The 13,611-nt window shown below is 37.5% G+C and carries 14 protein-coding genes; all 14 read left to right on the plus strand.

Going from position 1 to position 13,611, the window contains the following annotated elements; genetic code table 11:
* Positions 1 to 335 precede the first annotated feature (335 nt).
* The 14 genes from fusA to rplP all read left to right on the plus strand — a co-directional run bounded on the left by fusA (position 336) and on the right by rplP (position 13,584).
* Entirely contained in the window at positions 336 to 2,486 is a 2,151-nt protein-coding gene (gene fusA, locus ACQ33O_RS06735) for an elongation factor G (protein WP_430994801.1), read from the plus strand.
* 118 nt (positions 2,487 to 2,604) lie between these two features.
* Positions 2,605 to 3,231: a porin family protein gene (locus ACQ33O_RS06740; RefSeq protein WP_430994802.1), complete on the plus strand. Its 627-nt coding sequence runs from the start codon at positions 2,605 to 2,607 to the stop codon at positions 3,229 to 3,231.
* A 295-nt stretch (positions 3,232 to 3,526) separates the two neighbouring features.
* Entirely contained in the window at positions 3,527 to 5,374 is a 1,848-nt protein-coding gene (locus tag ACQ33O_RS06745) for a DUF6923 family protein (RefSeq protein ID WP_430994803.1), read from the plus strand.
* A 225-nt stretch (positions 5,375 to 5,599) separates the two neighbouring features.
* Positions 5,600 to 7,420, plus strand: a complete 1,821-nt coding sequence (locus ACQ33O_RS06750; RefSeq protein ID WP_430994804.1) for a DUF6923 family protein — start codon at positions 5,600 to 5,602, stop codon at positions 7,418 to 7,420.
* A 154-nt stretch (positions 7,421 to 7,574) separates the two neighbouring features.
* The gene (locus ACQ33O_RS06755; RefSeq protein WP_430994805.1) at positions 7,575 to 8,291 is read left to right on the plus strand and encodes a ribonuclease H-like domain-containing protein; all 717 of its coding nucleotides are present in this window, start codon (positions 7,575 to 7,577) and stop codon (positions 8,289 to 8,291) included.
* 180 nt (positions 8,292 to 8,471) lie between these two features.
* Complete coding sequence (gene rpsJ, locus ACQ33O_RS06760; RefSeq protein WP_123122649.1) at positions 8,472 to 8,777, plus strand: 30S ribosomal protein S10; 306 nt, start codon at positions 8,472 to 8,474, stop codon at positions 8,775 to 8,777.
* Positions 8,778 to 8,883: 106 nt separating this feature from the next.
* Positions 8,884 to 9,501 (plus strand): 50S ribosomal protein L3, encoded by a 618-nt coding sequence (rplC, locus tag ACQ33O_RS06765; RefSeq protein ID WP_430994806.1) that lies wholly within the window; start codon positions 8,884 to 8,886, stop codon positions 9,499 to 9,501.
* 38 nt (positions 9,502 to 9,539) lie between these two features.
* Positions 9,540 to 10,169 carry a 50S ribosomal protein L4 gene (gene rplD / locus ACQ33O_RS06770; RefSeq protein ID WP_430994807.1) on the plus strand — a complete coding sequence of 210 codons (630 nt, stop codon included), beginning with the start codon at positions 9,540 to 9,542 and terminating at the stop codon, positions 10,167 to 10,169.
* A gap of 28 nt (positions 10,170 to 10,197) precedes the next feature.
* Positions 10,198 to 10,497 (plus strand): 50S ribosomal protein L23, encoded by a 300-nt coding sequence (gene rplW / locus ACQ33O_RS06775; protein ID WP_430994808.1) that lies wholly within the window; start codon positions 10,198 to 10,200, stop codon positions 10,495 to 10,497.
* Between the two features lie 143 nt (positions 10,498 to 10,640).
* Positions 10,641 to 11,480 carry a 50S ribosomal protein L2 gene (gene rplB, locus ACQ33O_RS06780; protein ID WP_430994809.1) on the plus strand — a complete coding sequence of 280 codons (840 nt, stop codon included), beginning with the start codon at positions 10,641 to 10,643 and terminating at the stop codon, positions 11,478 to 11,480.
* A 57-nt stretch (positions 11,481 to 11,537) separates the two neighbouring features.
* Positions 11,538 to 11,810 carry a 30S ribosomal protein S19 gene (rpsS, locus tag ACQ33O_RS06785; RefSeq protein WP_430994810.1) on the plus strand — a complete coding sequence of 91 codons (273 nt, stop codon included), beginning with the start codon at positions 11,538 to 11,540 and terminating at the stop codon, positions 11,808 to 11,810.
* 82 nt (positions 11,811 to 11,892) lie between these two features.
* Positions 11,893 to 12,237, plus strand: coding sequence for a 50S ribosomal protein L22 (gene rplV, locus ACQ33O_RS06790; RefSeq protein ID WP_430994811.1), 345 nt, complete (start codon positions 11,893 to 11,895; stop codon positions 12,235 to 12,237).
* Between the two features lie 47 nt (positions 12,238 to 12,284).
* Positions 12,285 to 13,082, plus strand: a complete 798-nt coding sequence (rpsC, locus tag ACQ33O_RS06795; protein WP_430994812.1) for a 30S ribosomal protein S3 — start codon at positions 12,285 to 12,287, stop codon at positions 13,080 to 13,082.
* A gap of 82 nt (positions 13,083 to 13,164) precedes the next feature.
* Complete coding sequence (gene rplP / locus ACQ33O_RS06800) at positions 13,165 to 13,584, plus strand: 50S ribosomal protein L16 (protein WP_430994813.1); 420 nt, start codon at positions 13,165 to 13,167, stop codon at positions 13,582 to 13,584.
* Positions 13,585 to 13,611: the final 27 nt, after the last annotated feature.

The raw sequence follows: 13,611 nt of genomic DNA on the forward strand, positions 1-13,611 counted from the left end.
ACAAATTAGCAATTCTACTTGAAAATCGGTTTTGAACGTATAGGCTTAGGTTGGTAAAACGCTGATTTTGAATTCCCTAAAACTCTTTGAAAATACAAAAAATGATAGTACCTTTGCCCCCGCTAAAGAGGTATTATATGCAATGCGGTAGTACAATTTAGCATATTATGAGAGCATAAATCAGTCATATCAAACCCCGAACGGCAAAAAATAGCGGTTCAACTACGGGGAAGTTATGCTCTAACAAATCAAAGGTCAAAAGTAAAAACCCAAAAATTGAGGCTTACAATTGACAAAATTTAAAATTTAACATTCAAAATTTAAAATAAAACAAAATGGGTGACTTACGTTATCAAAGAAACTTTGGGATTGCCGCTCACATTGATGCCGGTAAAACCACTACCACTGAGCGTATATTGTATTATACGGGTGTAAACCATAAAATTGGTGAAGTACACGATGGTGGTGCAACAATGGACTGGATGGCTCAAGAACAAGAAAGAGGTATTACTATTACAAGTGCTGCTACTACATGTTTCTGGAACTTTCCAATGGAACAAGGAAAAAAAGTTGCAGATACTAAGCAATACAAATTCAATATCATCGATACTCCGGGTCACGTGGATTTTACCGTAGAGGTAGAACGTTCTCTCCGTGTATTGGATGGTTTGTTAGCGTTATTCTGTGCAGTATCGGGTGTAGAACCTCAATCTGAAACAGTTTGGCGTCAGGCTAATCGTTACAAAGTACCACGTATCGGTTTTGTAAATAAAATGGATAGAAGTGGTGCTGATTTCTTGAACGTGGTAAAACAAGTTCGTGAAATGTTGGGTGCTAAAGCGGTGCCTTTACAATTACCAATCGGAGCTGAAGACAACTTCAAAGGTGTGGTTGATCTGATCACTATGAAAGGTATTGTTTGGAACGAAGAAGATAAAGGAATGACTTTTAAAGAAGTGCCTATTCCTGAAGATATGAAAGAAGAAGTAGATCAATACCGTCAGGAATTGATTGAAGCAGTAGCTGAATACGATGAAAAACTTTTGGAAAAATTCTTTGACGATCCTAATACGATCACTGAAGAAGAAGTACATGAAGCGATCCGTAAAGCAACTATCGATATTTCTATCATTCCAATGATGTGTGGTTCATCTTTCAAAAACAAAGGTGTACAAACAGCATTAGATGCGGTAGTACGTTACCTTCCCGGTCCTTTGGATATTGAAGCAGTAAAAGGCGTTAATCCTGATAATGATAAAGAAGAATTGCGTCATGCAGATCCAAAAGAACCATTCAGTGCTTTGGCATTTAAGATCATGACAGATCCTTTTGTAGGTCGTCTGGCTTTCTTCCGTGCTTATAGCGGTCGTTTAGATTCTGGTAGCTATGTTTTGAATACCCGTACAGGTAAGAAAGAACGTATCAGCCGTATTATGCAGATGCATGCAAATAAACAAAACCCGGTTGATTTTATCGAAGCTGGTGATATTGGTGCTGCGGTAGGGTTTAAAGATATCAAAACAGGAGATACTTTGTGTAACGAAGACAATCCGATCGTTTTAGAATCTATGACCTTCCCTGAACCGGTTATCTCTATCGCTGTTGAGCCAAAAACTCAGGCAGACGTTGATAAAATGGGTATGGCTATTGCGAAATTGGTTGAAGAAGATCCTACATTACGTGTACGTACAGACGAAGAAACCGGTCAAACCATTTTGAGTGGTATGGGTGAGTTACACTTAGAGATCATCATCGATCGTATGAAACGTGAGTTTAAAGTTGAGATCAATCAAGGTGCGCCAATGGTTGCTTACAAAGAAGCTTTCAGAGCAACTGTTCAACACAGAGAAACATATAAGAAACAAACGGGTGGTCGTGGTAAATTCGGTGATATCGCATTTGACCTTGGCCCTGCCGATGAAGAATGGTTGAAAGAAAATCCATTAGGTGGTATGCAGTTTGTGAACGAAATTTTCGGAGGTAGTATTCCAAAAGAATTTATTCCACCGATCATTAAAGGGTTTACATCTAGCATGACTTCGGGTGTGCTTGCAGGTTACCCTGTTGTTGATATGAAAGTTAGAGTACACGATGGTAGCTACCATGATGTGGATTCTGATGCTATCTCTTTCGAACTTTGTGCTAAACAAGGTTTCCGTGAAGCCGGCCGTAAAGCAAAACCTGTTTTACTTGAGCCGATCATGAAAGTAGAAGTATTAACGCCTGATCAATACATGGGTGATGTTACTGGAGACTTGAACCGTCGTCGTGGTATGTTAGAAGGTATGGATAGCAAACATGGTGTACAAGTAATCAAAGCTAAAGTTCCTTTAAGTGAAATGTTTGGTTACGTAACACAATTGCGTTCATTATCTTCAGGTCGTGCTACTTCAACAATGGAGTTCAGTCATTATGCACCTGCACCAAACAATGTATCTGAAGAGATCATTGCTAAATCAAAAGGTAAATTAAAAGTTGAAGACTAATTAGTTCTGCTTCACTTAACTATAAGCCCCCGATAATTATCGGGGGCTTTTTTATTATTTAGTTTAGTTTTTATGGTATAATAATTGATACTTTTGTATCAACCAATCACAATACTTTATGAAATTCATTACCACACTAATACTTGCCATCTCCATAGTAAATATCGGGTTTGCTCAGAAAAGCAAATTGGATAATGATCACGAAGCTTTTTTCAGATTTGGTGTAAAAGCGGGTGTAAACATTAATAAAATTCAAGGTAGCTCATACAAAGAAGGGTATAACTATAACTACCAAGTAGGAGGGTTTATGCAATTTAACTTTAGCCAACGATTGGGAATACAACCCGAAGTAAGCCTGGTACAAACCTCGACTGAGTTTACTGATGATAATTCAAATGTTTATAATGACTTGTTTAGAGACGGTACTCAAAAAAATGCAAAACTCGATTATCTTGAAGTGCCAATCTTACTTAACATAAATGTGGGTCCGAGTAAAAGAGTAAAACTTCAGGTGGGGCCTTCTTTTGGCAGTTTGTTGAAGGAAACAGTCGATAGTTTGAAAACACCAAGTACATTTTTTAAAAAGGCCGATATAAGCGCTATAGGTGGCTTATGGCTTCAATTGCCGTTAGTGAATTTAGGTGCCAGATATAAGATCGGGCTCAATAATATCAACAATACAGAAGTCAGCGATGAGGTATGGCGCAATCAGGCTTTTCAGATATTTATTGGAATTACCCTATAAAAAATTTGGTTTATTAAAGATATTTTCTACCTTTGCTCTACACTTCAACTATCTTAGCTAGCAAATAATTGTCCCCTTAATACAATTTTTGCCTTTAAGTTTATCCGTATCCGTTACTTGGTTCGCTAAGAGTTTCACGTATTTATTTTGGTATAATAATCCACCCATCCTTCGAAATGTCGTATGCGTAGCTATATGCTAACGCAAAAACATCCTCTATTTTTTGACTTACCACAATTTGGTTGAGATAATATTTCTCCGCCTACAACTTAACAAATTTTAATTTTTTAGCAAGATGAAGAAAAATTTGACTAAGGCGATTGTGGTTTTTTTGCTGACATTTTATGTTGGTAACTCATTCGCTCAAACACCATGGAAATGCGACGGCAGAGCCATTGGTACTTACAATCCGGGAAGCAACACTTTTACGGATGACACAAAACTTTACTCCGCAGTATTTGACGCATTGGGTAATGTAACTTATTTAGATAAACCTGCTACTACCGGAATCGGTTTAAATGCATTGGGATTTAGAAAACAAGATGGTTTCGTATATGGTATCCGTTATACCAACTATGATGGAAACCTTAATCACCTTTGTCGTATTGATTCAACAGGTATTATTGATGACCTTGGTTCTGTTTCAGGATTAATTACAAATGTTCAATATTTCGCCGGATCATTTGATCTTAATGGTGATCTATATGCAACATCCGGTAGCGGTAGTTCTCCTTATCAGTTGTACAAAATAAACGTAGCTACTAAAGTGGCTACAGACTTAGGCACCATGCCTTATCGTATCATTGATATGGCATTTGATCCGATCACAAATGACCTTTATGCTACTAGCTCAAATTTAACTAATAATGGCGGCGAGCTTTTGAAAATCGATCTAAGTACAAATCCTGCAACAGTTACCAGTGTTGGTTCATTTAGCGTATTTATGTTCGGGCTTTTCTTTGCAGACGGTAATCAGTTATATGGTTTTGGAAGATCAGCAGAAGATAATACAACTTCATATTATAAATTAAATAAAACAAATGGTTCCGTAACAAGCGCAGGGGATGGACCTATGGCTACTAACGCCGACGCATGTAGTTGTCCGTACAGATTATCTCACTCTTTACTAGGAAAAGCGACTTGTATCAATGTTGGTGAAGATGCTGTATTCAAAGTAGCTATTACTAATATTACTTCGGCTCCACAGAATACCAAGTTTGATTTAACACTTGATAAAAGGTTTAAATTCACAGAATCTGCATCGCAAATTCAAACAAATATTCAAGCTGCATTTCCGGGTTCATCTGCTGTAGTAACAATTAGTAATGCTAACGGAGGTACAAACAATGTAATATCTATCAGTACCATTACCGTTCCTGTTACTACTTCGGTTCCTTCTACAGTTAGTCTTGCTATTAAAGCGGGCGTGTTAGGATTTACTCCCGGCGAACAAATTATATTTCAATCAACCATCAGTGTACCTGGAGATCCCCTTAATCTTGGTACAGACGTATCTGATGACCCTCTTACTGCACAACTTGATGACGCTACTACACTTACTATTTGCTTACCGGATGAAGGTCCGCTCCCTGTTTCTATTACTGATTTTAAAGGTCAGTTAAATCAAGGAACGGCTAACCTTAGCTGGAAAACAAACAATGAGCTGAACACCAGAAAATTTGAAATTGAAAGAAGTTTTGACGGAACAAGCTTTGCACAATTAAATGTTGTTGCAGCTAAAGGCAGCAACGCTTCAAGTGCTTATCAGTTCAGTGATGCAGGCATTCCTGCAAATGCAGTTGTTTATTATCGACTAAAGATCATAGATAATGATGGCTCTTTTAAATACACTTCAATAGTAGTTTTAAAAACAGATGACATAGCTAAAGAAGCAGCTATCTATCCATCTCCATTCAATGATAGAATTGCGGTAACAACCAATGTTGAAACAAAAGGCAAGGTGATTGTAGCGATTACCGATGCTGCAGGTAGAAAGATGACAGAAAGATCAACTACTGTTGAACCGGGTTCCAATACTGTTACTTTAGATGGATTAGGTAAACTTCAAGAAGGGTTTTACTTCATCCAGATCTACAATAATGGTAAATTAATTAGCACTAAGAAAACAATGAAATTACAATAGGTCTCTTGCTACTATTGGGAAAAGGTTGCCCTAAAAATCAACCTTTTCATTTTTCTTTTTCAAGAGCTGATTCAAAAGGCATCATACTTTTTGCGATCATTTAAATATACTTATCCGTACATCCTGTCTAATGCCGCTGTGTCAGCTTTCGTATCTGATGCTATCAATCCCTTATTTCTACGAACCAAGTATTCGTAACCCTATTAAAATAAAAGATCTGACAAGATGAAACAAACTTCACTAAAACAAATTTTAGCTGTATTGCTGTTGCAGCTGAGTCTAACAGCATCCGCACAAACACCATGGAAATGCGATGGCCGGGTAATCGGTACCTGGAGCGCTTCGGAAGGAGCAAGCATTAGCACCAACCTCTACACTGCTTCGTTTACCCCATCTGGCAATGTTAGCTATGTAAACAAACCTGCTACAGCCAACATCGGATTAAATGCCATTGGCTTTAGAAAACAGGATGGCTTCGTTTATGGTATCCGTTATGAAAGCAGCAATGCAAATGCACTCATTCGTATTGATTCTGCAGGCACTATGACCAATTTGGGAAATATTTCTAACATGACAGGAGACGCTTACTATGCAGGTGCAGTAGACGTAAATGGTTATTTGTATGTAACAAGAAACAGTAGTCCGTATACTTTGTATAAAGTAGATGTAACTACAAAAACGGCAACAAGTATTGGAGGCACAGGTCGTACATTTGTTGATATTGCATTTGATCCGCTTACAAATACATTATACGGAGTTAGCGGTGCAACATTATATACCATCGATATAAATAGCGGAGCTTCAACACAAGTAGGAAGCAGCTACACAGGTACCATGTTTGGTCTTTTCTTTACCGATGGTGCTGAACTGTATGGCTTTCATACTTCTAATGTGAATTCCAGTAGTACGCCTACTACATATTATAAAATCAATAAAGCAACAGGTACACGTACCGCTGCAGGCTCCGGGCCTCAAGCTACACGTGCGGATGCATGTAGTTGTCCGTTCAGATTATCACATACAATGAAAAGTAAATCAAATTGTATGCTTGCAGGTCAGGATTCTGTATTTACCATAGCTATTACAAACATTACATCAAGTACTCAAAATGCTACTTATGACCTTACAATGGACAAACGGTTTTCTTTTACCGAAACCGCTGCACAGATTCAGGCAAATATACAAGCAGCATTCCCAGGCTCTTCAGCAGTTGTAACAATTACAAGTGCAAACGGAGGTACAAATAATGTGATCTCTGTTAATAGTATATCCGTTCCCGTTACCGATCCAACACCTGCTTCATTTAAGCTGGCCTGGAAAGCAAAAGCCACAGGCTTTACATCAGGAGAACAAATTTTATTTCAATCTGTGATAGATGTGCCGGGGAATACCCTTAGTCTTGGCGCTGATTTTTCTGACGACCCTCTTACTGCACAATTGGATGACGCTACTACACTTACTATTTGCGTACCAACAGGAGGCCCTTTGCCTGTTAGTATTACCGATTTCAAAGGTCAATTAGATCAAAAAAATGCTAACCTTAACTGGGTAACACAACAGGAATTGAATACACAAAAATTCGATGTTGAAAAAAGTTTTGATGGTGTAAACTTTAGTAAAGTGGCAAGCGTACCTGCAAAACCCAATACGGGTATTGCAATGAGTTATCAGTACACAGATATTAATGTGGCAGGTGGTTCAATTGTCTATTACAGATTGAAAGCAATTGATAATGATGGTAATTTCAGGTATAGTCCGGTGATCATTTTAAAAGTAAACGCAACCCTAGGGCAAACTACTATTTACCCTACAGCCTTTACCGGTCGTATATCGGTGAATACCGGTGTTGCAGTAAACAGTAAGGTGACTATTTCGCTTTCTGATGCTGTCGGAAAAAAAGTAGCAGAAAAAACTACATTGATCAATACAGGAAATAATACGATCACATTAGATGGCTTATCACAATTGCAACAAGGTTTTTACTTTGTAAAAATTTACAACGGAGAACAATTGTTGGAAACCAAAAGAGTAATAAAATTACAATAGGTTATCTTCCTACTATTAGAAAAAGGTTGCTGTAAAATGCAACCTTTTTTTATTTTGATGCAACTGTATAATAATAAAATAGCCGAGAAGACAAAAAGACGAGAACCTTTTATTAAGATTCCGACTTACCGTCTTACCGGCAAAAAATAACAATATGCAAAACATCTCCCTTCAAAATCTATTACTGATCGACATCGAAACAGTTTCAGAAAAACCGGAATTCAACGAACTCAATAAAGACTGGCAAATACTCTGGGAAGAGAAGAATAGCAGAAACTTACCCGAAGGAATTTCCATTACAGACTATTATCCGCAAAGAGCAGGAGTGATGGCAGAGTTTGCAAAGATTGTTTGTATCAGTATCGGTTATTTTAAAAAGGAAGATGATTGGAAGTTGAGAATAAAATCATTTTATAGTGATGATGAGAAGGTATTGCTGAAAGATTTTATGGAAACCATTCAGCAAATGGAATCCATAAATAACAAATGGTGCTTTACCGGGCACAATATCAAAGAGTTTGATATCCCTTTTTTATGCAGACGATTGCTCATTAATAACTTCCCCATTCCCCCTTACTTAGATTTTCAAAATATGAAACCCTGGGAAACCAATATGATCGATACTTTTCAATACTGGCGCTTTGGTGATTATAAAAACTATACTTCTTTAAAATTGCTTGCGGCGGCCTTAAATGTACCATCACCAAAAGATGATATCGATGGCAGTATGGTGGGGCATGTATACTGGAAAGAAAATGATCTGAAACGTATTGCGGTTTATTGTCAGAAAGATGTGGTAACCGTGGCGAATGTTATTTTACGGTTTAAGCATATGGATTTGCTGAGAACGGAACAGGTTGTTTTTGCTTAATTTACAATGAGTTAGAATGTGCAAATTACCTTTGACTTGATTTTCTAGTTAATCTTTTATTGATTGAGTAGAAATAAATGGATTTTTCCAAAAAACTTTCCAATTCCTTTTGCTATTTCAACTCAACCCCTTACCTTTGCACTCCAAATTCAAAAAACAGAATTTAAAAGTTCTTTTTATATGTCACAAAGAATCAGAATAAAACTACAGTCTTACGACCACAACTTAGTTGATAAATCAGCTGAGAAAATTGTAAAAACAGTACGTAGTACTGGCGCAGTTGTAACAGGACCTATTCCTTTACCTACGCACAAAAAGATCTTTACTGTGTTGCGTTCTCCTCACGTTAATAAAAAAGCTCGTGAGCAGTTTCAATTGTGTACACATAAACGTTTATTAGACATATACACTAGCAGCAGCCGTACGGTTGACGCTCTAAGTAAATTAGACCTGCCAAGTGGTGTAGATGTTGAGATTAAGGCTTAATGAACCATCCGTTTAGGCGGAAAGGCAAAAAGTCAGTTCTTATAACTAAATATTGAAACGTCCATCTGTTTATATATAAACAGCGCTGGATATAAAAAAAGATACAATGAAAAGTATTATTGGAAAGAAAATTGGCATGACCAGTGTCTTTGATGCAACAGGCAAGCAAACTGCCGTTACGATCATTGAAGCAGGTCCATGCGTAGTTACACAAAAGAAAACCGTAGATACAGACGGTTACAATGCACTCCAAATTGCATTCGGAGATAAGAAAGAAAAGCACTCCATCAAAGCTGAAACAGGCCACTTCGCCAAAGCTCAGACTTCCCCTAAAAAAGTAGTAAAAGAAATCCGCGATAGCGAAATAGATAAAAATGTTGGTGAATCGATCACTGTTGACATATTTGCCGAAGGCGATAGCGTTGAAGTAGTTGGAACCAGCAAGGGTAAAGGTTTCCAGGGTGTTGTAAAACGTCATGGTTTCCATGGTGTGGGTGAACAATCTCATGGTCAGCACGATCGTCAAAGAGCTCCGGGTTCAATCGGTAACTCATCTGATGCATCACGTGTGTTTAAAGGTATGCGTATGGCTGGTAGAATGGGACAGGACAGAGTGAAAATGAAAGGATTGAAAGTAGTTAAAATTTTCGCAGAAAAGAATTACATATTAGTAAGTGGTTCAGTTCCGGGACATAACGGTTCAATCGTTTTAATTCAAAAATAATTTTTATAAAACACGTGAGTGTTTAAAAGATAAAGCAAATGCAAGTAGATATTTTAAATATTAGTGGAGCTAAAACCGGCAGAACAATTGATTTGCCTGAAGAAATTTTTGGCGCAGAACCAAACAATCATGTTATTTATTTAGCAGTGAAACAATACCTGGCTGCTCAACGTCAGGGTACACACAAAGTAAAAACAAGAGCTGAGGTTCACGGTTCGTCAAAAAAATTGCACAAGCAAAAAGGTACCGGTGGTGCTCGTAAAGGTAACTTACGTTCTCCGATCTATAAAGGCGGTGGTACTATCTTTGGTCCAAAACCTCATAGCTACGATTTCAAATTGAACCGTAAAGTAAAAGACCTTGCTAAAATCAGTGCATTGAGCTACAAAGCAAAAGAAAATGCGATTGTTGTATTGGAAGACCTTGCTTTGGAAACTCCAAAAACAAAACAAGTTGCAGCTATCTTGAAAAGCATCAACGTTGCTGATAAAAAAACACTTTTTGTTACTCCTGAACACAACGATAATGTTTACTTAAGCTTAAGAAACATTCCATCTGTAAAAGGAAGTTCTTTGAGTGATGTAAACACATACGATATCGTAAATGCTAGCGTATTGGTTTTTACTGAAAGCGTAGCAAAAATTTTCAGCGAAGAGCAAGCGAACTAATTAATTGATTTGAAAATTATAAGAAGTTATGAAACTGTCTGAAGTATTAATAAAGCCGATCTTATCTGAAAAGATAAATAAGCAAACAGAAAAATTGAACCGTTACGCTTTTGTGGTAAGCAGAAAAGCTAACAAATTAGAGATCAAAAAAGCTGTCGAAGAATTTTACGGTGTGCAAGTACAAAACGTGAACACTACAGTTATGCCTGGTAAAGCTAAATCTCGTTACACAAAAGCAGGATTTTTAAATGGTCGTAAACCAGCTAAAAAGAAAGCGTTTGTAACAGTAGCAGAAGGCGAAACAATTGATATCTACGGAACAGTATAAGAACCCCCCATCCCCTAAAGGGGAGTAGGGTAACCAAATAATAAAATAAAGCATGGCAATTCTGCTGCCGCAAAATGCAGAGATTAACAAATATAAAGTTCCAAGTTCCCCTTTAGGGGATAGGGGCAAAGAAATTAATAACAATGGCATTAAGAAAGTACAAACCTACCACAGCCGGAACTCGTTGGAGAATTGGTAATGCGTATGCAGAGATCACTACTAACACTCCGGAAAAATCATTGCTTGAAAAACAAAAAAGCACTGCTGGTAGAAACTCACAAGGTAGAAGAGCAATGCGTTATATGGGTGGCGGTAACAAAACCATGTATCGTGTAATTGATTTTAAAAGAGATAAAAAAGATATTCCTGCTACTGTAAAAAGTATCGAATATGATCCAAACCGTACAGCATTCATCGCTTTATTGAGCTATGCTGATGGTGAAAAACGTTACATCATTGCTCCAAACGGGTTACAAGTTGGTGCAACAGTTTTAAGTGGTGATGCAGTAGCTCCTGAATTAGGAAATGCATTACAATTGAAAAACATGCCTTTAGGTACAAACGTTCACAATATTGAAATGCAACCGGGTCAAGGTGGTAAATTGGTACGTAGCGCAGGTAGCAGTGCTCAATTGTCGAACAAAGAAGAAAAGTATGGTATTTTAAAAATGCCTTCTGGAGAACTAAGAAAAGTATTGATCAATTGCTACGCAACAGTTGGTGTTGTTAGTAATAGCGACCATAATTTGGAGAGTGCAGGTAAAGCAGGCCGTAATCGTTGGAAAGGTGTTAGACCAAGAACAAGAGCGGTAGCGATGAACCCGGTAGATCACCCGATGGGTGGTGGTGAAGGTAGAGCTTCAGGTGGTCACCCACGTAGCCGTACAGGTAAATATGCTAAAGGCGAAATTACACGTACAAGAGGAAAAGGATCAGATAAAATGATCATCCAAAGAAGAAACGGAAAAAAATTAAGTAAATAATTCACTGTTAAAATATCTCGGTGATAAACTGGGAGAATCAACAAAAAACAATATAACATGGCTCGTTCGATAAAAAAAGGTCCTTATATAGATGCTAACTTAGAAGATAAAGTATTAGCAATTAATGAAGGAAAAAATAAGAAAGGTGTGATCAAAACTTGGTCTCGTCGTTCTACAATTTCTCCGGATTTTGTTGGTCATACTCTAGCAGTACATAATGGCAATAAATTTATTCCTGTATATGTAACTGAATTTATGGTTGGACATAAATTAGGAGAATTTGCACCAACAAGAAATTTTAGAGGTCACTCAAGTAAAAAAATATCATAAAAACGTTTAAAACGTTTAATAGGTTTAACAAGATCAACGTTTTAAACCTTTTAAACATCTTAAACCTTTCAAACATAAAGAAATGGAAGCAGTAGCTAAACTTAACAATTACCCAACATCACCACGTAAAATGCGTTTACTGGCTGATTTGATCCGTGGCATGGAAGTAGAGAAAGCTTTAGGTGTATTACAATTCAACCCTAAGCATCCTGCAGTACCGATGTACAAACTGTTGAAAAGTGCGATCAATAACTGGGAGCAAAAAAATACAGAAGCGAAAGTTGAAGATGCAAAGTTGATCGTAAAAACAATTATGGTAGATAACGGAAGAGTTATTAAGCGTATGCGTCCTGCTCCTCAAGGTAGAGGTTACAGAGTTCGTAAACGTAGCAATCATGTAACAATTGTTGTAGATAGTAAAAATTAAAATTTTAAAATAAAGTGTGAGATTCACTCACATCGAAAATTAACAATATGGGTCAAAAAGTAAATCCGATTGCAATCAGACTAGGTATCATCAGAGGATGGGACAGTAACTGGTATGCGAATAAAAAAGATTTTGGTAAAAAGCTAATTGAAGACAATAAGATCAGAAATTATCTGAATGCCCGTATCAATAAAGGTGGTATCTCTAAGATCGTTATTGAGCGTACGTTGAACAAGTTGATCGTTACGATTCATACATCTAAGCCAGGTATCATTATCGGTAAAGGTGGTGGTGAAGTTGATAGAATTAAAGAAGAGTTGAAAAAACTTACCAGCAACGAAGATGTACAAATAAACATTTTAGAAATACGCCGTCCGGAATTAGATGCTCAAATTGTTGCAGATACAATTGCTCGTCAGTTAGAAGGACGTATCAATTTCAAACGTGCCGTTAAAATGGCTATTGCTTCAGCATTACGTATGGGTGCAGAAGGAATTAAAGTAAGATGCGGTGGTCGTTTAGGTGGTGCAGAAATTGCACGTAGCGAAGAGATCAAACAGGGTCGTACTCCATTACATACTTTACGTATGGACATCGATTACGCAAATGTTTTTGCTCAAACAGTTTACGGGAAGATCGGTATCAAAGTATGGATCTGTAAAGGTGAAGTTTTGGCTAAGAGAGATCTAAATCCAAACATCCTTGCAGGTGGTGGTAAAGAAGGTGATTCAAGAGGTGGTTTTGAAAACCGTGGCGGTGGAGATAGGAGAGATGACCGTAGAGGTGGTGGAGACAGAAGAGGTGGTGGAAACCGTGGTGGCGGAGCTGCCGGCGGACGTCGCTAATTAAAAATTTAGAATTAAAAATTAGAAAACAGTTTTTGAGATAACGGGAAATCATAAATCTCAAATCGTAAATCGAAATAAGATGTTATCACCGAAAAGAGTAAAACATAGAAAAGCCCAAAAAGGCCGTATCAGAGAAGTTGCTAAAAGAGGCACAACTATTTCTTTTGGTTCATTTGGATTAAAAGCTTTAGAGCCAATTTGGTTAACAAACAGACAAATTGAAAGTGCTCGTCAAGCTATGACTCGTCATATGAAGAGAGAAGGGAATGTTTGGATCAGAATTTTTCCTGATAAACCAATCACTAAAAAGCCTGCTGAAGTAAGGATGGGTAAAGGTAAAGGTAACCCTGAATACTGGGCTGCTGTGGTAGAACCGGGACGTATCTTGTTCGAAGCTGATGGTGTTCCTTTACAAGTTGCTAAAGAAGCATTTGAATTAGCAGCACAAAAATTACCAATTGCAGTAAAATTTGTAGTACGCAGAGATTACCAAGCATAAAAAACAATTAGCTGATTTGAAAATTTG

Origin of the sequence: Ferruginibacter sp. SUN002 (assembly GCF_050611725.1) — a bacterium.
In the GTDB taxonomy this organism is placed as follows: Bacteria; Bacteroidota; Bacteroidia; order Chitinophagales; family Chitinophagaceae; genus Ferruginibacter.